General features: G+C 73.4%; 17 protein-coding genes and 1 pseudogene. 11 read left to right on the top strand and 7 right to left on the bottom strand.

The window, feature by feature from the left end:
* From AOQ37_RS25790 to lgt, 10 genes and pseudogenes are all read left to right on the top strand, one after another.
* Entirely contained in the window at positions 1 to 1,479 is a 1,479-nt protein-coding gene (locus AOQ37_RS25790; RefSeq protein WP_062647350.1) for an anthranilate synthase component I, read from the top strand.
* Positions 1,480 to 1,572: 93 nt separating this feature from the next.
* A complete protein-coding gene (locus AOQ37_RS25785) occupies positions 1,573 to 2,223 on the top strand; it encodes a TIGR02234 family membrane protein (RefSeq protein WP_062647348.1) in 651 nt (216 codons plus the stop codon).
* Between the two features lie 188 nt (positions 2,224 to 2,411).
* Positions 2,412 to 2,663: an HGxxPAAW family protein gene (locus AOQ37_RS25780; RefSeq protein ID WP_062647346.1), complete on the top strand. Its 252-nt coding sequence runs from the start codon at positions 2,412 to 2,414 to the stop codon at positions 2,661 to 2,663.
* A 103-nt stretch (positions 2,664 to 2,766) separates the two neighbouring features.
* Positions 2,767 to 3,225 (top strand): DUF2752 domain-containing protein, encoded by a 459-nt coding sequence (locus tag AOQ37_RS25775; RefSeq protein ID WP_062647344.1) that lies wholly within the window; start codon positions 2,767 to 2,769, stop codon positions 3,223 to 3,225.
* Between the two features lie 151 nt (positions 3,226 to 3,376).
* Positions 3,377 to 4,186 (top strand): indole-3-glycerol phosphate synthase TrpC, encoded by an 810-nt coding sequence (gene trpC, locus AOQ37_RS25770; protein WP_062647343.1) that lies wholly within the window; start codon positions 3,377 to 3,379, stop codon positions 4,184 to 4,186.
* 23 nt (positions 4,187 to 4,209) lie between these two features.
* Positions 4,210 to 4,452, top strand: coding sequence for a tryptophan biosynthesis modulator TrpM (gene trpM / locus AOQ37_RS42015; protein WP_078890359.1), 243 nt, complete (start codon positions 4,210 to 4,212; stop codon positions 4,450 to 4,452).
* Positions 4,453 to 4,508: 56 nt separating this feature from the next.
* A complete protein-coding gene (trpB, locus tag AOQ37_RS25765) occupies positions 4,509 to 5,792 on the top strand; it encodes a tryptophan synthase subunit beta (protein ID WP_062647342.1) in 1,284 nt (427 codons plus the stop codon).
* The gene (gene trpA / locus AOQ37_RS25760; protein ID WP_062647340.1) at positions 5,789 to 6,625 is read left to right on the top strand and encodes a tryptophan synthase subunit alpha; all 837 of its coding nucleotides are present in this window, start codon (positions 5,789 to 5,791) and stop codon (positions 6,623 to 6,625) included. Before trpB ends, trpA begins: the two co-directional genes overlap by 4 nt.
* A 103-nt stretch (positions 6,626 to 6,728) precedes the next feature.
* Entirely contained in the window at positions 6,729 to 7,505 is a 777-nt protein-coding gene (locus AOQ37_RS25755; RefSeq protein ID WP_062647338.1) for a thioredoxin domain-containing protein, read from the top strand.
* Positions 7,506 to 7,599: 94 nt separating this feature from the next.
* Positions 7,600 to 8,616 (top strand): annotated as a pseudogene (gene lgt / locus AOQ37_RS25750) (prolipoprotein diacylglyceryl transferase); the annotation flags it as partial.
* A gap of 291 nt (positions 8,617 to 8,907) precedes the next feature.
* Here lgt and AOQ37_RS25745 read toward each other — a convergent pair.
* From AOQ37_RS25745 to AOQ37_RS25715, 7 genes are read right to left on the bottom strand one after another with little or no spacing between them, the layout of a single operon-like run.
* Complete coding sequence (locus AOQ37_RS25745) at positions 8,908 to 9,741, bottom strand: HpcH/HpaI aldolase/citrate lyase family protein (RefSeq protein ID WP_062647334.1); 834 nt, start codon at positions 9,739 to 9,741, stop codon at positions 8,908 to 8,910.
* Positions 9,738 to 10,934: a CaiB/BaiF CoA transferase family protein gene (locus tag AOQ37_RS25740; protein ID WP_062647332.1), complete on the bottom strand. Its 1,197-nt coding sequence runs from the start codon at positions 10,932 to 10,934 to the stop codon at positions 9,738 to 9,740. Before AOQ37_RS25740 ends, AOQ37_RS25745 begins: the two co-directional genes overlap by 4 nt.
* Entirely contained in the window at positions 10,931 to 11,824 is an 894-nt protein-coding gene (gene rbsK, locus AOQ37_RS25735) for a ribokinase (protein ID WP_062647330.1), read from the bottom strand. The genes AOQ37_RS25740 and rbsK overlap by 4 nt, the downstream gene beginning before the upstream one ends.
* Positions 11,821 to 13,200 (bottom strand): ADP-ribosylglycohydrolase family protein, encoded by a 1,380-nt coding sequence (locus tag AOQ37_RS25730; RefSeq protein ID WP_062647328.1) that lies wholly within the window; start codon positions 13,198 to 13,200, stop codon positions 11,821 to 11,823. The genes rbsK and AOQ37_RS25730 overlap by 4 nt, the downstream gene beginning before the upstream one ends.
* The gene (locus AOQ37_RS25725; protein ID WP_062647326.1) at positions 13,188 to 14,375 is read right to left on the bottom strand and encodes an ADP-ribosylglycohydrolase family protein; all 1,188 of its coding nucleotides are present in this window, start codon (positions 14,373 to 14,375) and stop codon (positions 13,188 to 13,190) included. The genes AOQ37_RS25730 and AOQ37_RS25725 overlap by 13 nt, the downstream gene beginning before the upstream one ends.
* Before the next feature lie 8 nt (positions 14,376 to 14,383).
* Complete coding sequence (locus AOQ37_RS25720; RefSeq protein ID WP_234437004.1) at positions 14,384 to 15,931, bottom strand: ADP-ribosylglycohydrolase family protein; 1,548 nt, start codon at positions 15,929 to 15,931, stop codon at positions 14,384 to 14,386.
* Positions 15,928 to 17,079: an ADP-ribosylglycohydrolase family protein gene (locus AOQ37_RS25715; protein ID WP_062647324.1), complete on the bottom strand. Its 1,152-nt coding sequence runs from the start codon at positions 17,077 to 17,079 to the stop codon at positions 15,928 to 15,930. Before AOQ37_RS25715 ends, AOQ37_RS25720 begins: the two co-directional genes overlap by 4 nt.
* Positions 17,080 to 17,369: 290 nt before the next feature.
* On the opposite strand from AOQ37_RS25715, the gene AOQ37_RS25710 reads away from it, so the two are divergent.
* Positions 17,370 to 18,101, top strand: a complete 732-nt coding sequence (locus AOQ37_RS25710; RefSeq protein ID WP_062647321.1) for a VIT1/CCC1 transporter family protein — start codon at positions 17,370 to 17,372, stop codon at positions 18,099 to 18,101.
* Positions 18,102 to 18,391: the final 290 nt, after the last annotated feature.

Raw genomic sequence — 18,391 nt, 5'->3', positions numbered from 1 at the left:
ATGGACCTCGAGACGTTCCGCAAGCTGGCCACCGACCGCCGCGTCGTTCCCGTCACCCGCAAGCTCCTCGCCGACGGCGACACCCCGGTCGCGCTGTACCGCAAACTCGCCGCCGAACGCACCGGCACCTTCCTGCTGGAGTCGGCGGAGAACGGCCGTTCGTGGTCCCGGTACTCCTTCGTGGGGGTCCGCAGCGCCGCCACGCTCACCGCGCGCGACGGCCAGGCCCACTGGCTCGGCACCCCGCCCGTGGGCGTCCCGGTGGACGGTGACCCGCTCGCCGCCCTGCGCGCCACCATCGAGACCCTGCACACCCCGCACGAGGAGGGCCTGCCGCCCTTCACCGGCGGCATGGTCGGCTACCTCGGCTACGACATCGTGCGCCGCCTGGAGAAGATCGGCCCCGGCGACCGCGACGACCTGCGGCTGCCCGAGCTGACCATGCTCCTCACCAGCGATCTCGCCGTCATGGACCACTGGGAGGGCTCGGTCCTGCTGATCGCCAACGCGATCAACCACAACGACCTCGACACGGGCGTCGACGAGGCCTACCACGACGCGGTGGCCCGGCTGGACGCCATGGAGGCCGACCTCTCCCGCCCGGTGGCCCAGCCCCCGGCCGTCCTGCCGCCCTCCGAACTCCCCGAGTACAGCGCCCTGTGGGGCGGCCCGGACTTCCAGGGGGCCGTCGAGGACATCAAGGAGCGCATCCGCGCCGGCGAGGCCTTCCAGGTCGTCCCCTCCCAGCGCTTCGAGACGGCCTGCACGGCGAGCGCGCTGGACGTCTACCGGGTACTGCGGGCGACCAATCCGTCCCCGTACATGTACCTGTTCCGCTTCGACGGATTCGACGTCGTGGGCTCCTCCCCGGAAGCCCTCGTCAAGGTCGAGGACGGGCACGCCATGGTCCACCCCATCGCCGGCACCCGGCACCGCGGGGCCACCCCGCAGGAGGACCAGGCCCTCGCCGACGAACTGCTCGCCGACCCCAAGGAGCGCGCCGAGCACCTCATGCTCGTCGACCTCGGCCGCAACGACCTGGGCCGGGTCTGCGAACCCGGCTCGGTCGAGGTCGTCGACTTCATGTCCGTCGAGCGGTACTCGCACGTGATGCACATCGTCTCGACCGTCACCGGGAAGGTCGCGGCGGGCCGCACCGCCTTCGACGTCCTCACCGCCTGCTTCCCCGCCGGCACCCTCTCCGGCGCCCCCAAGCCGCGCGCCATGCAGATCATCGACGAACTGGAGCCCTCCCGGCGCGGCCTCTACGGCGGCTGTGTGGGCTACCTCGACTTCGCGGGCGACTCCGACACCGCCATCGCCATCCGTACGGCCCTCCTGCGCGACGGCACCGCCTACGTCCAGGCCGGTGCGGGCATCGTCGCCGACTCCGACCCGGTCGCCGAGGACCAGGAGTGCCGCAACAAGGCGGCGGCGGTCCTGCGCGCCGTCCACACCGCCAACCGGCTGGCCGATTAGGGCGCTTCCGGACAGCCGGCGGGGGCGCACGCCGAAGATAGGACGTGTCTCACGTGAACCCCGGGTGACGGTTCGCCCGGGGTTCAGGCGATAGTGGAGTACGTGACTGCTGTTCCGCACCCCCGCTCCGAAGCCGCCGCCCCCGCCGCGTCCGGCCGCCGAAGCCTCGCGCTCGCCCTCCTGTTCGGCGCGCTGGGCTCGGCCCTGACGCTGCTGTCCACCCGGCAGCGCTGGTCGGAGGGCACGGCCACGGTGGCTGGCGGCGCCTTCCCGCTGACCGCCAAGGGCAGCGACGTCACGGGCGTGCCCGCGGCGCTCGCCATAGCGGCCCTGGCCGCGCTCGTCGCCGTCTTCGCCGTCCGCCGGGCCGGCCGCTTCGCCGTCTCCGCGCTGCTCGCCCTCTCCGGCGCGGGCATCCTGGCCGCCGCCCTGGTCGGCGCCTCCGACGGCTCCGCGCTCGACGAGCAGGCCGCCCGGGCCTCCGGCGACACCTCGGCCACCGTCGCCTCCTTCAGCCACACCGCCTGGCCCTACGCCGCGGCCGCCGGCGGCGCCCTGATCCTGCTGGCCGGCCTGCTCGCGCTGCGCTACGGCCGCCTGTGGCCCGCGATGTCCGGCCGCTACGAACGCGACGGCACCCCGCGCCCCCGGCGCGCGGCCAAGCCGCTCGACCCGGACCGGCCCGAGGACATGTGGAAGGCCCTGGACCGGGGCGAGGACCCCACGGGCGCGGATCCCGCCTGACCACCACCGCCCGGAGCCCGGCCCGGTCCGGGTCCGCGCCCGATCTGGGTCCGGCGGCACGGATCCCGATGTGGTGAATCAGACGCGATCCGAGGCCACCCCCGCGTCCGCGACGCGCGCGGGTACGGGACAATGGACGACGAGCGTCCGGCTCGGACGGACACAGAGACAGCAATGAGGAGCAAGTCATGGCGGGCAGCAGCCACGGACACACCCCGGCCGCCTGGACCGGTGTCACCATCGCCTTCATCGGGTTCACCGTCGCGGGCGCGTTCATGGTGATGGCCGAGCCGCTCGGCTTCTGGGCCGGCATGGTGATCGTGGCCCTCGGGGGTGTCGTCGGCGCCATCATGCGCGCGATGGGCCTCGGCATGCCGAAGGAAGCCCACCCGGTGCACCAGGTCACGGCCACCCGCGAGCCCGCGGTCGCCGAGGCCTGAGCAGGCCCGGTACGACTTCGGCAGGACGTCGCACGACCTCGTGAGGGGCGGCCGGTGCACACCGGCCGCCCCTCACGCGCGCGTGGCGCCCCGGCGGGGCACAATGCGAGGCGTGAACGCCGACAGCCAGCGGGTGACGAACGGCACGCCCCGGACACCACCGGGAACCGTGCTCGGACGACTGGCGGTGCCCGCCGGGATCCTCGCGGCCGTCGCCGCGGCCTTCGCCTACGTCGGGACCGTCGACCCCAACGAACCCGGCCACTACCCGGTCTGCCCGCTGCTGCGCCTCACGGGCCTGTACTGCCCGGGCTGCGGCGGACTGCGCAGCGCGCACGCCTTCGTGCACGGGGATCTCACCGCCGCCCTGCACGACAACGCGCTCGCGGTCGTCGGCTACCTGGGCTTCGCGGTGCTGTGGACCGTCTGGGTGGTCCGCGCGGCGCGCGGACGCCCCGCGCGGGTGGATCCCACCTCGGCCCAGATGTGGACGGCCGGCGCGTTCGTGCTGGTCTTCACGGTTGTCCGGAACCTGCCGTTCGGTGGCTGGCTCCATCCTTGATCAACCGGCGAACGTCCAGGTAGTGGGACAAGGCGTCAACCGGATGTGAGGCCTTCGCCTTCCTCCGGATACCATCGCAGTGACCACCTCTTTTCTACTGGTCCCTGGAACTGTCAACCGTCTCTCCACCGTCTGGAAGGGGGCCGCTCGCGTGAGTGTGCTCGACGAGATCATCGACGGAGTCCGTGCCGACCTCGCGGAGCGGCAGGCGCGCGTCAGCCTCGACGAGCTCAAGGAGCGCGCGGCGAAGGCCCCCGCCGCCAAGGACGGGGTGGCCGCGCTCCGGGGCGACGGCGTCAAGGTGATCTGCGAGGTCAAGCGCTCCAGCCCGTCCAAGGGCGCGCTGGCCGCGATCGCCGATCCGGCCGCCCTGGCCGCGGACTACGAGGCGGGCGGCGCGGCCGTCATCTCCGTCCTCACCGAACAGCGCCGCTTCGGCGGCTCCCTCGCCGACCTCGAGGCGGTCCGCGCGCGGGTCGACATCCCCGTACTGCGCAAGGACTTCATCGTCACCTCGTACCAGCTGTGGGAGGCCCGCGCGTACGGCGCCGACCTCGCGCTGCTGATCGTGGCCGCCCTCGAGCAGCCGGCCCTCGAATCGCTGATCGAGCGCGCCGTCTCCATCGGCCTCACCCCGCTCGTCGAGGTCCACGACGAGGACGAGGTGGAGCGCGCGGTCGACGCGGGCGCCAAGGTGATCGGCGTCAACGCGCGCAACCTGAAGACCCTCGAGGTCGACCGCGGCACCTTCGAGCGCGTCGCCCCCGAGATCCCGGCCCATGTCGTCAGCGTCGCCGAGTCCGGCGTCCGGGGCCCGCACGACCTCATCGCGTACGCCAACGCGGGCGCCGACGCGGTCCTGGTCGGCGAGTCCCTGGTGACGGGCCGCGACCCGAAGACCGCGGTGGCCGACCTGGTGGCGGCGGGCGAGCACCCCGCGCTCCGGCACGGCCGCGGCTGATCCGCCCGGTAGGATCGGCGCCGATGACACCCACGACGACGGCCATGGACCGGTACGCACGCCTCGCGCGCGGCTGCCGCCCCCGTGGCTGCCGCGCGCCCGCACGCCGGGTGCACGGCCGGCGCGTGCGGTACGTCATCGGCGACGAACCCGGTCAGGTGAACGGCATGCGATGGCAGCGCCCCGTCAGGGGCGCGGGGCTCTCTCGGACGTGCGGCGACCGCCGCGCGGGCGTGACCGTTCATCACGGTCCCGCAGCCGACTGACCGTACCCGCCCCCACGGCGACCGTGTCCGACACACACTCACCGTGAGGTTTCCGCATGCCCAGCGAGTTCTTCATTCCCGACCCCGAGGGTCAGGTCCCCAGCGCCGAGGGCTACTTCGGCGCGTTCGGCGGCAAGTTCATCCCGGAGGCGCTCGTCGCCGCCGTGGACGAGGTCGCCGTCGAGTACGACAAGGCCAAGCACGACCCCGAGTTCGCCCGCGAGCTCGACGACCTGCTCGTCCACTACACCGGCCGCCCCAGCTCCCTCACCGAGGTGCCGCGGTTCGCCGAACACGCCGGCGGCGCCCGGGTGTTCCTCAAGCGCGAGGACCTCAACCACACCGGCTCCCACAAGATCAACAACGTGCTCGGGCAGGCACTGCTCACCCGGCGCATGGGCAAGACGCGCGTGATCGCCGAGACCGGCGCCGGCCAGCACGGAGTCGCCACGGCCACCGCCTGCGCCCTCTTCGGTCTCGAGTGCACCATCTACATGGGCGAGATCGACACCCAGCGCCAGGCCCTCAACGTGGCGCGCATGCGCATGCTGGGCGCCGAGGTCGTCGCCGTTAAGTCCGGCAGCCGCACGCTGAAGGACGCCATCAACGAGGCCTTCCGCGACTGGGTCGCCAACGTCGACCACACCCACTACCTCTTCGGCACGGTCGCCGGACCGCACCCCTTCCCGGCGATGGTGCGCGACTTCCACCGCGTCATCGGCGTCGAGGCCCGACGCCAGATCCTGGAGCGGGCGGGGCGCCTGCCCGACGCGGCGATCGCCTGTGTCGGCGGCGGCTCCAACGCCATCGGCCTCTTCCACGCCTTCATCCCGGACGCCGGCGTCCGGCTGATCGGCTGTGAGCCGGCCGGGCACGGCATCGACACCGGCGAGCACGCGGCGACCCTCACCGCGGGCGAGCCCGGCATCCTGCACGGCTCGCGCTCCTACGTCCTCCAGGACGACGAGGGCCAGATCACCGAGCCGTACTCCATCTCGGCGGGCCTGGACTACCCGGGCATCGGCCCCGAGCACTCCTACCTCAAGGACAGCGGCCGCGGCGAGTACCGCGCGGTCACCGACGACGCGGCCATGCAGGCGTTGCGGCTGCTGTCGCGCAGCGAGGGCATCATCCCGGCCATCGAGAGCGCGCACGCGCTGGCCGGAGCCCTGGAGGTGGGCAAGGAGCTCGGCAAGGACGGGCTGATCGTCGTCAACCTGTCCGGCCGCGGCGACAAGGACATGGACACGGCCGCCCGTTACTTCGGCCTGTACGACACCGACGCCGAGGTCGCCGCCAACGCGGCCGACACCGCCGAGATCGAGGGGGACGCCAAGTGAGCGGGGCCGAATTCACCGGTGGGAACAGCGCGCTGCTGTCGGACACCCTCGCCGCCGCCAAGGCGGAGGGCCGCGCCGCGCTCATCGCCTACCTCCCGGCCGGGTTCCCGACCGTGGACGGCGGTATCGAGGCGGTCAAGGCCGTCATCGACGGGGGCGCGGACATCGTCGAGGTCGGTCTGCCGCACAGCGACCCGGTCCTCGACGGCCCGGTCATCCAGACGGCCGACGACATCGCGCTGCGCGGCGGGGTGCGGATCGCCGACGTCATGCGGACGGTCCGGGAGGCCTTCGAGGCCACCGGGAAGCCGATCCTGGTCATGACGTACTGGAACCCGATCGACCGCTACGGCGTCGAACGCTTCACCGCCGAGCTGGCCGAGGCGGGCGGTGCCGGCTGCATCCTGCCCGACCTGCCGGTCCAGGAGTCGGCGCTGTGGAGGGAGCACGCCCACAAGCACGGCCTCGCGACGGTGTTCGTCGTGGCGCCGAGCAGCAAGGAGGCACGGCTCGCGCAGATCACCGAGGCGGGCAGCGGCTTCGTCTACGCCGCCTCGCTGATGGGGGTCACCGGCACCCGTGAGTCGGTGGGCGCGCAGGCCCAGGACCTGGTCGAGCGGACCAGGGCCACCGGCACCGGTCTGCCCGTCTGCGTGGGCCTCGGTGTCTCCAACGCGCAGCAGGCCGCCGAGGTGGCCGGTTTCGCCGACGGTGTGATCGTCGGTTCGGCCTTCGTCAAGCGGATGCTGGACGCGCCGGACGCCGCGGCCGGTGTCGAGGCGGTCCGTGAGCTGGCGGGCGAGCTGGCCAAGGGCGTGCGCCGACAGGCGTAACCGGGGACGTACACCGCAGAGCAGGACATTGCTCCGGGTCACTCGAACGGGTGGACCTGGGGACGGGGAGGCGCAATGCGCCTCCCCGGTTCGTTCTGGGGGTGTGAGCGAGAAGAATCGTGCGGGAAAGCGCACCGCCAGGGAGCGGCTGGCGGACGAGCGAGAGAAGCAGAAGGCGGCGGAGCGGCGCCGGCGGACGCTGATCGTCGCGTCGAGCGTCGTCTGCGTCCTGGGCCTGGCGGCGGTGATCGGGGTCGTCGCGGCGAACTCCGGCAAGGACGACAGCAGCGACAAGGCGGGGCCGGTCGTGGCGCCCTCGGGAGCGCAGGGCGAGGACGCGCTGGCGATCCCCGTGGGCAAGGACAGCGCGAAGTCCACGCTCACGGTGTGGGAGGACTTCCGCTGCCCGGCCTGCAAGGCCTTCGAGACGGCGTACCGCCCGACGATCCACGAGCTGACGGACGCCGGGAAGCTCAGGGTCGAGTACCACCTGGCCACCCTCATCGACGGCAACATGGGCGGCAGCGGTTCCCGCAACGCGGCCAACGCGGCGGCGTGCGCGCAGGACGCCGGGAAGTTCCCCGCCTACCACGACGTGCTCTTCGAGAACCAGCCGGAGGAAACGGACGACGCCTTCGCCGAGAACAGCAAGCTCGTCGAGCTCGCGGCCAAGGTCGACGGCCTCGACACACCGGCGTTCCGTACCTGTGTCGAGGACGGCACCCACAACAGCTGGGTGGTGAAGTCCAACCAGGCCTTCCAGGACGGCCACTTCGGCGGCACTCCGACCGTGCTGTTCAACGGCAAGAACATCTACGCCGACCAGTCGATGACGCCGGCCAAGCTGAAGCAGATGGTGGAGGAGGCGGACAAGGGGTGACGAGGGGTGAGCCCCCCGCACACCCGCCCGTTATGGAGCCGTAGCCGGGCTGCCCGTCGTCGGCCCGGTCCGGCACGGTAGCGTCGACCCTGCCATGGAACTTGCCTACATTCCCAGCCCGTCGCACGGGGTGCTGTATCTCGGCCCCGTTCCGTTGCGCGGCTACGCGTTCTGCATCATCATCGGCGTCTTCGTCGCGGTCTGGCTCGGCAACAGGCGCTGGGTCGCCCGCGGCGGGCAGCCCGGCACGGTGGCCGACATCGCCGTCTGGGCGGTGCCCTTCGGCCTGGTCGGCGGCCGGCTCTACCACGTGATCACGGACTACGAGCTGTACTTCAGCGAGGGCCGTGACTGGGTGGACGCCTTCAAGGTCTGGGAGGGCGGCCTCGGTATCTGGGGCGCCATCGCGCTCGGCGCCGTGGGCGCGTGGATCGGCTGTCGCCGCCGGGGCATCGCCCTGCCCGCGTACGCCGACGCCATCGCGCCCGGCATCGCCCTCGCGCAGGCGATCGGCCGCTGGGGCAACTGGTTCAACCAGGAGCTGTACGGCAAGGAGACCGACCTTCCCTGGGCGCTGCACATCACGTCCTCGGCGGACGGCCGGGTGCCCGGCTACTACCACCCGACGTTCCTGTACGAGTCGCTGTGGTGCGTCGGCGTAGCCCTTCTCGTCATCTGGGCCGACCGCCGCTTCAAGCTCGGGCACGGGCGGGCCTTCGCGCTGTACGTCGCCGCGTACTGCGTGGGCCGTGCGTGGATCGAGTACATGCGGGTCGACGACGCCCACCACATCCTGGGCCTGCGGCTGAACGACTGGACCGCCATGGTCGTGTTCCTGCTCGCGGTGATCTACATCGTGATCTCGGCGAAGAAGCGGCCGGGGCGCGAAGCGGTGGTCGAGCCGGGTGCGGGTGCCTCCGGCGGTGGGGCGGAAGCCGACACCGACGCCGACGGCACCGCGAAGGACGCGGCCGGGTCCGCGGAGGACGCGGCCGAGGCGAAGGATGCGGACGGCGAAGCCGAGAGCGACGGCAAGACCGACGGCAAGACCGACGCCAAGACCGACGGCAAGACCGGCGGCAAGATCGAGGCGGCCGGTGTGAAGGCCGGCGTGCGGGGTGACGGTGAGGTGAAGGCCGCCGCCGATGCCGACGCGAAGGGCGAGTCCGAGAAGGCCGCTGCCGCGAAGGCTCCCGAGGTGAAGGCCCCTGCCGTGAAGGCCGAGGGCAAGGACCGGGCCGAGGGCACGGACAAGGCGGGGACCGGCACCGAGGACGAGGTCAAGGGCGGGGCCGAGGCCGAGTCGGCCGGCAAGAAGAGCTGACGATGCCTGTTTCCGTACGACGACGAGGGCGCCCAGGATCTCCGGGCGCCCTCGTCGTTCCGTGTGCGAGGTGAGGGGTCAGTCCCCGCGGGCGGCCAGGGACAGGGTGCGTCGCGCCATCGCCACCACGGCCGCGTCGATGAAGCGGCCGTCCGGCAGGGCCTGGGCACCCTGTTCGGTGGCCGCCGCCTTCACGATCGTCTCGGCTTCCTCCAGCTCGTGCTGGGTGGGCAGGTAGGCCCGTTCGATGATCGGGAGCTGGCGCGGGTGGATGGCGGCGCGGCCCAGGAAGCCGAGGGTGCGGCCGTGGGCGCAGCTGGTGGCCAGGCCCTCCAGGTCGCGGATGTCGGGGTGCACCGACTGGGGCGGCGGCGCCAGCCCCGCGGCCCGGGCGGCGACCACGACCCTGGCGCGCGACCAGTCGAGGCCCGCGTCGTCGCGGACGCCCAGGTCGGCCCGGAGGTCCGCCTCGCCGAGGGCGATACCGCGCAGCGAGGGGTGGGCGCTGGCGATGGCGTGGGCGTGTTCGATGCCTAGGGCTGACTCCAGGAGGGCGTGGAGGGGGGTGGCTCCACGGTCCGCGTGCGGCATGGCCGCGGCGACCCGGGTGATCTGGTGCGGGGAGGTCACCTTCGGCAGGCGCAGGGCGGCGACCCCGGGGAGGGCGGCCATCGTGCGCAGGTCCGCCGCGGCGAAGGGGCTGTCCAGGGCGTTCACCCGGACATGGACGGGGACCGGCTGGGGCTCGCCGAGGCGTTCGGCGGTGGCGGTGCGGGCGTACTCCTTGCGGTCCGGGGCGACCGCGTCCTCGAGGTCGACGATGACGACGTCGGCACCGCAGGCGAGGGCCTTGGTGACGGTCTGCGGGCGATCACCGGGGACGTAGAGCCAGGTCAGAGGGGTGTTCGTCATAGGGCGCCCGCCTCGCGGAGGGAGGTCAGCTCGGCCGGGGTCAGTCCCAGTTCGGTCAGTACCTCCTCCGTGTCGGCGCCGTGCGGGCGGCCGGTCCAGCGGATCGCGCCGGGGGTGGAGGAGAGCCGGAAGAGGACGTTCTGCATGCGGATCCGGCCCAGCTCCGGGTCGTCGACGGCGGTGATCGTGTCGAGGGCCTGGTACTGGGGGTCCGCCATCACGTCGCGTACGTCCTGGATCGGGGCGATCGCCGCCTCCGCCTTCTCGAAGGCGGCCAGGACGTCGGTGCGGCTGCGGGCGGCGATCCAGCCGCCGACCGCCTCGTCGAGCAGGTCGGCGTGGGCGGCCCGGTCGGCGCCGGTCGCGAACCAGGGCTCGTCGATCAGGTCGGGGCGGCCGACCAGGCGCATCACGCGCTCCGCGATCGACTGGGCGGAGGTCGAGACGGCGACCCAGTTCCCGTCGGCGGTGCGGTAGGTGTTGCGCGGGGCGTTGTTGGCGGACCGGTTGCCGGTGCGGGCCTGGACGTATCCCAGCTGGTCGTACCAGAGCGGCTGGGGGCCGAGGACGGTGAGGATGGGTTCGATGATCGCCATGTCGACGACCTGTCCCGTGCCGGTGCGGTCGCGGGCGGCGAGGGCCGTCATGACGGCGTAGGCGGTGGCCAGGCCGGCGATGGAGTCGGCCAGGCCGAAGGGCGGCAGGGTCGGGGACGCGTCGGGTTCGCCGGTGATCGCCGCGAACCCGCTCATCGCCTCGGCGAGGGTGCCGAAGCCGGGGCGGTGCGCGTAGGGGCCGAACTGGCCGAAGGCGGTGACCCGGGCGAGGACCAGACGCGGGTTGGCCGCCGACAGTTCGTCCCAGCCGAGGTCCCACTTCTCCAGGGTGCCGGGGCGGAAGTTCTCGATGATCACGTCGGCGGTGGCGGCGAGGCGCAGCAGGGTGGCGCGGCCGCCGGGCCTGGAGAGGTCGAGGGTGATGGTGCGCTTGTTGCGGCCGAGGAGCTTCCACCACAGGCCCACGCCGTCCTTCGACGGGCCGTGGCCGCGGGAGGGGTCGGGCCGGGTGGGGTGCTCGACCTTGATCACCTCCGCGCCGAAGTCGCCGAGCATGGTGGCGGCGAGCGGCCCGGCGAAGAGGGTGGCCAGGTCGAGCACGCGCACGCCGTGCAGGGGGGTCGTCCTCCCGGTCATGACGCGTACTGCGTCTCGATCTCGGAGCGGTAGGGCATCGAGGCGGAGGCGCCCGGCCGCTGGACCGACAGGGCGGCCGCCGCGGAGGCCCAGGCCAGTGCCTCCGGTACCGGCCGTCCCTCGCCGAGTGCGACGGCGAGGGTGCCGACGAAGGTGTCGCCCGCGCCGGTCGAGTCGACGGCGGTGACGCGCGGGGCGGGCACGGTCAGCGGCCGCTCGCCCCGGGTCGCGTACAGGCTGCCGGACGGGCCGAGCGTGATGACCACCTCCGGCACGCTGTCCAGCAGGGCGGTGGCCGCCTCACGCGGGTCGGTGCGGCCGGTGAGAGTGGCCGCCTCGTGCTCGTTGGGGACCAACAGGTCGGTGACCGCCAGGAGTTCGGGCGGGAGCGGCTGGGCGGGGGCCGGGGTGAGGATCGTCCGGACGCCGTGGGCACGGGCCGCCCGGGCTCCCGCGACGACGGCGGCGAGGGGGACCTCGAGCTGGAGCAGGAGCGCGTCGGCGGAGGAGATGAGGACCTCGTCGCCGGGGACGAGGTGGTCGACGGTGCCGTTCGCGCCGGGGACGACCACGATCGCGTTGCCGCCCTCGGCGTCGACGACGATGTGGGCGGTGCCCGAGGGGCTCTCGACGGTGCGCAGGTGGTCGGTGTTGACGCCGGAGTGCTCCAGGGTGGAGCGCAGCCGGGTGCCGAAGGCGTCGTTGCCGACGGCGCCGATCATCGACACGGTGCCGCCCGCGTGCGCGGCCGCGACCGCCTGGTTGGCGCCCTTGCCGCCGGGGATCGTACGGAACTCCCGTCCCGTCACGGTCTCCCCGCGCTGCGGGGGTTTCTCTACGTAGGCGACGAGATCCATGTTCGTGCTGCCGAGCACGACGATGTCGGTCATGGCTGGGAAGCCTCCCGGGGGATGAGGGACCAGGTGAGGTGGGCCAGGGTGTCGAAGCCGACGCCGTTGAGGTCGGCGACCGAGGTGGCCAGGCGGTTCTTGAGCGGGGCCGTCCAGTGGTCGGGGAGCGCGGCCGGGTCGCCGGTGAGGAGGGCGGCGATCCCGCCGGCCGTCGCGCCGGCCGAGTCGCTGTCCAGACCGCCGGCCACGGCACGGCCGACGGAGCCGGTGAAATCGCCGTCCGCGTGGGTGAGGGCGGCGGCGATCAGCGCGGTGTTGGGGACCGCGTGGACCCAGTGGTGCCCCTGGTGGGCGGCGTGGAGTTCGTCCACCACGGTGTCGAAGTCGTCGTGTTCGCCGGCGAGCCGGACGGCGTGGGTGACCGCCCGCGCGAGGCGGGAACGGGGCGGGACGACGCTCAGGCCGGTGCGCAGACAGGCGTGGACGTCCTGGGTGCCGGTCGCGGCGGCGGCGATGGTGGCCGCCGTGAACATCGCCGCGTAGACGCCGTTCGCGGTGTGCGTGAGGGTGGCGTCGCGGTGGGCCTGTTCGGCGGCCGCGGCCGGGTCACCGGGGTTGGTCCAGCCGTGCACGTCGGCGCGGATGAGGGCGCCGATCCATTCGCGGAAGGGGTTGCGGTGGCGGGCGGTGAGCGGTGGTTCGATGCCGCACAGGAGGTTGCGCAGGGCGAGGCGTTCGGCGGTGAAGGTGCGGCCCGCGGGGAGTTCGTCCAGCCAGAGCCGGGCCACGTCCGAGGTGGTGAAGTCCCTGCCGTGGCGCTGGAGCAGGAGGAGGTTGAGCAGCGGGTAGTTGAGGTCGTCGTCCTCGGGCATGCCGTCGATGTTCTCGGCGAGGGAGGTGGTCGCCGAGCGGCGGTTCCAGGGGTGGGCCTCCAGGAGCGGACCGGGGACCCCGCGGGCGGTGAAGTAGCCCCTGAGGGGCCAGTTGCCGGTGGACCGGGCGAGTCGGCGGACGGCGTCCAGCGGGAGTTTCTCCACCGGCTTGCCCAGCAGGCAGCCGACGGCCCGGCCCAGCCAGGCCGCCTCCAGTCCGGCGGGGCTGGGGGAGCGCGGGGGCGCGTCCGCCGGACGGCTCGGCCACCGCGGGCACAGGGCCCTGATCTTCTCCAGCGCGGTCGGCTCGTGCTCCGCCGACCGGCTGGGCAGATCGGCCAGTTCGTCCAGGAGGTCGTCGGCGAGGAGGCGCAGGTAGCGTGAGGCGCGCTGGGGGGACGCGCCGGCCCGGGGCGGGGCCTCGCAGCCGCCGGCCGCCTTCCAGCGGGCGGCGATCGCCCACGGCTCCCGGCCGTCCTGGGCCGCCTGGCACAGTTCGTGGCCGAGCAGGTCCTCGGGCTGGACCCAGGTCAGTCGGAGCATCGGGGACCCCCGATCGCGGCGAACGCCCGCTCGTGCGCCCGGCGGTGGTGGACGTCGCGGTCGAAGATCTCCCGGGTGACCTCGGTGAGCGTCGCCGCGGGCTGCCAGAGGTCGAGGCGGCTGGCCTCGGCGACCCGCTTCGACCACTCCTCGGGGACCGGCGAGCCGAGGGCGCCGGCCATCGCCCCCGCCATCGTCGCGATCGAGTCGCAGTCGCGGCCGTAGTTGACCGCGCCCAGCACCGCCTGCCGGTAGTCGCCGCCGGCCACCAGCAACATGCCGAGGGCGACGGGGAGTTCCTCGATCGCGTGCAGACGGGACGGGCGGCGGGCGGCCAGCGAGGGCCGGCGGTAGTCGGGGCCGACGGTGTCGTACGGCGCCACCGCCTCGCGCAGCGGGACCAGCGCCGACTCGAAGTCGGTGTAGCGGGCCGCCGCTTCGCAGACCTTCTCGATCGCCGTGCGGGTCCCGTCCTGGGCCAGGGCCAGACAGGCCGTGACGACGGAGTCCGCCGTCGCGCCCGGCGCGCACGCGGCCGCCACCGCCGCCGCGAAGACCCCCGCCGCCTCCCGGCCGTACGACGACTGGTGGGCGCCTGCGATGTCCAGCGCCTCGGCGTAGGCGCCCGCCGGGTTGGCCGCGTTGACCAGGCCCACCGGGGCCATGTACATCGCCGCACCGCAGTTGACGATGTTGCCGACGCCCGCCTCACGGGGGTCCACATGGCCGTAGTGCACTCTCGCCACCAGCCATTTCTCCGCCAGGAAGATCCGTTGGAGGGGGAGTGCCTCGGCCTCCAGCTCCGGGATCCAGCGCGGTGTCGTCAGCAGGTCCGGGACCAGGTGGTCGGCGATCGCGTAGGCGTCGAGGTGGTCGCGGACCGTCGCGTAGACCCGGATCAGCGCGTGGGTCATCAAGGTGTCGTCGGTGACGTGGCCGTCGCCCTTGTGGTACGGGGCGATGGGGCGCGCGGTGCGCCAGTCGTCGCCGTTCCAGGGGCCGACGACGCCGTGGATCCGGCTGCCGTGGCGCTGGAGGATCTGCTCGGGGGAGTAGCCCTCGACCGGGCCGCCGAGCGCGTCGCCGACGGCCGCGCCGACCAGGGCGGCGGTGATGCGGTCTTCCAGGGTGCCGCCGCCGCTTCCACTGCTGCTTTCTTGTGCTTTGGGCGTCATGCCCCGAATCATCCTCCTGGAGGGGCCGGTTGCGTGGCTTCCAGGAGTTCGGCGAGTTCCACCAGGTCGGTTCCGGTGAGCCGGGGCAGCGCGCAGCCGGACAGGAGGCGGCAGCTGTCCCGCCAGGAGACGGGGATCGCGGTGCCGCCGCCCAACGCGCCGGTCAGCGCGCCCGCGAGGGCCGGGGCCGAGTCCGCGACCCGGGACAGACAGGCCGCCGCCGGTACCGCCTCGCCGATACGGCCCCCGGACGCCGTCACCAGGGCCAGGGCCACCGGGACCGTCTCCGCCGCCGCGATGCCGTAGCTGTAGACGTGGTCGACGATCTGGTGCTCCAGGAGGGGGATGACGGCGAAGGCGCTGTCGGCGCCGCGGGTCAGCTCCAGGGCGTGCCGGGCGTTGCGGCCGATCTCCGTGTGTTCGGGGAGTTCGGCGAGCGCCGCCGCCACGCAGGAGCCGGGGCCCGCGCCGACGAGGGCCAGCGCGACGGCCGCCGCCATCGCGCGGGCCCCGTGCACGCCGTCGCCGTCCTGTGTGTAGCGGGCGTCGAACTCGGCCAGTTCGGCGGCGAGTCGGGGGTCACCGGGGTGCGCCACGGCCAGGACGCAGGCGCGTACGCAGGCCGCGTCGTCGAAGTAGTGGGGGTTGTCGTGGCCGGTGGCGGGCGGCCGCAGTCCCGCGGCGAGGTTGCCGAGCCCGGCCCGCACGGAGATCCGGGCACGCAGCGGGAGGACGGCGGACTCGATCTCGGGCGCGCGGTCGGCGGCCGCCGCGACCTCGCAGGCGAGGGCGTTCCAGGTGAGGTCGATGGCGGCGCGCATCCGGCGTTCCCGGCTGAGGTCGCCGAGGGCGGCGTCGTCCCCGGCCCGCAGGACCGCCTCGGCGGCGAAGGCCGCCCACTCGGCGTCGTCGGAGGGGCCGAGGCGCAAGGGCTCGGGGGGCTGGTTGAGGGCGATGGGGACGGGGAGGGTGGTCGTCGCGTTGTGCTCGGCGAAGGTGTCGAGTTCGCGGGTCAGACGCCGGGTCCACTCCGGCATACGGGCGGCCCGGTGGCGGGCGGCGGGCCAGCCGGCGGCGTCGCCCGCGGCGAGGCCCAGCAGGAGGCCCTCGACGCGGGCTCCCTTCGGGGGCCCGGCCCTGCGGGGCGCCTCGGCCGCGCCTTCGGACCGGGCGTTCCCACCCGCACCGCCTGCGCGGCTCCCGCTGCCGGGTGCGGGTGGCCCCTGTGGGGCCGGTTCCTGTGGGGCCGGTCCCTGTGGAGCGGTCCGGACGTCGGCGACCGCGGATCCGTTCGCCGCCACCACTGCCGCCGCCGAGCCCGTGTCCGTCCCCGTCCCCGTCTCCGTGCCCGTGCCCGTCCCCGTCCCCGTCCCCGTGCCCGTCCCCGTGTTCGTCCTCGTCGGTGTCCGGGGTGGTGTCGCGGTGGCCGAGGTCGCCCGCGTCCGCGCCGACCCCGCCGCCGACTCGGTGGGGTCGGTGGATTCAGTGGGGTCGGTGGGGTCCGGGGGCGGGGTTCCCGCGGAGGTGTCCTCCTGCCAGGGGCTCGGTGGCCTCACAGTGCCACCTCCGCGGCGTCGTTCGCCGCCAGGGTGAAGGCGGCCGGGTCCGGCGGCGGGGCCGGCAGGGGGTCAGGCAGGGGGAACCGGGTGAGGCCCATCAGGTTCGGCACGAGGTCCTCCCCGACCATCCCCTCGCCCCACTTGCCGCCCTCGCCCGGCACCAGCAACTCCGCCACGTCCAGCACGTGGTGGCCCGCCATGGACGGCAGGCAGGTGCCCCGCGCCGGGCCGATCGCCGCCGCCCACTCCGCCGGGATCGCCGCCGCCCCCTGCGTCGCACCGGCCAGGGCGCCCGCCACCGCCGCCGTCGTGTCCGCGTCGCGGCCCATGTTCACCGCCGTGAGGACGGCTTCGCGGAAGTCGCCGTCGGCGGCGGCGTAGGCGCCGAAGGCGAGGGCGACGGCCTCGGGGGCGAGGTCGGTCCAGGGGTAGCCGCCGATGACGACGGCGGAGCGGACCGCCCGTTCGCCCCGGTGGGCCACCGCCACCGCCCGGCGCAGCGAACGCGCCGTCCAGGAGTCCTCGGGGACGACGGCCAGGGCGGAGGCGACCACCGAGACCGCCGGGGCTCCGGCCATCGCCGCCGCGACACCCGCCGCGACCGCCTGGCCGCCGTAGATGCCCTCGCCGTCGTGGCTCACCGCGCCGTCGATGGCCACCAGGCGGGCGGCTTCCGCGGGGCGGCCCGCGGCGAAGACGCCGAAGGGGGCCGCACGCATGGCCAGTCCGTCGCTCCAGGCGTGCCGGTGCTGCGCCGAGATCGGCGCCGCCAGGCCCCGGCGGAGGTTCTCCAGGGTGCCGCGTTCGCTGAAACCGGCACCGCGGAAGGGGCCCTCGTCGCGGTCGGCGATCCACTGGTGCCAGGCCGCCTCGACATGGGCCGCGGTGAGCGCGGAGCCGTGTCGGGCCAGCAGCAGGCCCGAGAAGATCGCGTACTCGGTGTCGTCGGTGCCGGCCGGCTTCTCGGCGACGTATCCCGTGATGCGGCCCCAGCGGGCGCGGATCTCGGAGGGCTTCATGTTCTCCGCGGGGGCTCCCAGGGCGTCCCCCACGGCGAGGCCGAGCAGGGCGCCGCGGGCCCGTTCGCGCAGTGCGGCGGCGTCCCCCGGCGCCGGGACCGAGGGGATGCAGGCGATCGATGCCATACGCGGCCTCTCCTCCAGGGCTCCGCACCGGGCGCGGAGCACTGTGCGGATGTGTCCCACCATCGGCGGTTGACCTCAGCCTCGGAGGCCCTCATGTCACCCGGTCGACATCTGTGCAGAGTCCCGATCGTATGAGCATTCGAAGGTAAAGCCGCAGGTTAGCCCAGCCTTTCCTTGCTGGCGGGTGGGAATCACTCGATCTATCTTTGGTGTTGTAAAAAAGTGGACTTAGTCCAGACTTAGCATTGCCTCAGCTTACTGGGGCTCTCCGTGCCACCCTGGGGGATCTCATGGCCATCATCGAAACCGAAGCCGCGCTGCACGAGGCGCACCGCGACAACCACACCCACCGGGACGTCAACGGGGGCTGGCTGCGGCCCGCCGTCTTCGGTGCGATGGACGGCCTGGTCTCCAACCTCGCCCTGATGACCGGTGTCGCCGGTGGTTCGGTGGGTCACCAGACCGTCGTCATCACCGGACTCGCCGGACTGGCCGCGGGCGCCTTCTCCATGGCCGCGGGCGAGTACACCTCCGTCGCCTCGCAGCGCGAGCTGGTCGAGGCCGAACTCGACGTCGAACGCCGGGAGTTGAGAAAGCACCCCAAGGACGAGGAGGCCGAGCTCGCCGCGCTGTACGAGGCCAGGGGGGTCGAGGCCGGGCTGGCCCGGCAGGTCGCCCATCAGCTCTCGCGCGACCCCGAGCAGGCGCTGGAGATCCACGCCCGCGAGGAACTGGGCATCGATCCCTCCGACCTGCCCTCGCCGCTGACCGCCGCCGTGTCGAGCTTCGGCGCGTTCGCGCTGGGCGCGCTGCTGCCGGTGCTCCCCTATCTGCTGGGGGCCGCCACGCTCTGGCCGGCCGTGCTGCTCGCGCTGTTCGGGCTGTTCGGCTGCGGGGCCGTGGTGGCCCGGGTGACCGCGCGCAGCTGGTGGTTCAGCGGACTGCGCCAGCTCGCCCTCGGTGGTGCGGCGGCCGGTGTGACGTACGCCCTGGGCAGTTGGTTCGGAACGGCCGTAGGATAGTGGCGATGCTACTTATGCGTTGGGCCGCATAAGTAGTCGTTACTGACTGGTTTCGAGTGCTTAACCAGCGGGCATGAGCCGTAAGCGCTGTGGGCAATGACGCCTCCGGCGCACTCGCGGGGTGAACGACGCCGCTCCCCCCGCCTCCCGGACCGACGGACACCGATCTGATCGATCTTGTCCCGTCCGGTCCCCCTTCACTTTCAGCCACGTGCGCGATACCCCTGTCGCAACAGCGTGGCGTCCGCATGTTGGAACGGAGTATCCGGTTCCCGAGAACCGCTCCATCA

The organism is Streptomyces maremycinicus (assembly GCF_001184025.1).
In the GTDB taxonomy this organism is placed as follows: domain Bacteria; phylum Actinomycetota; class Actinomycetes; order Streptomycetales; family Streptomycetaceae; genus Streptomyces; species Streptomyces maremycinicus.
This window is presented reverse-complemented; position numbering and strand designations above follow the sequence as displayed.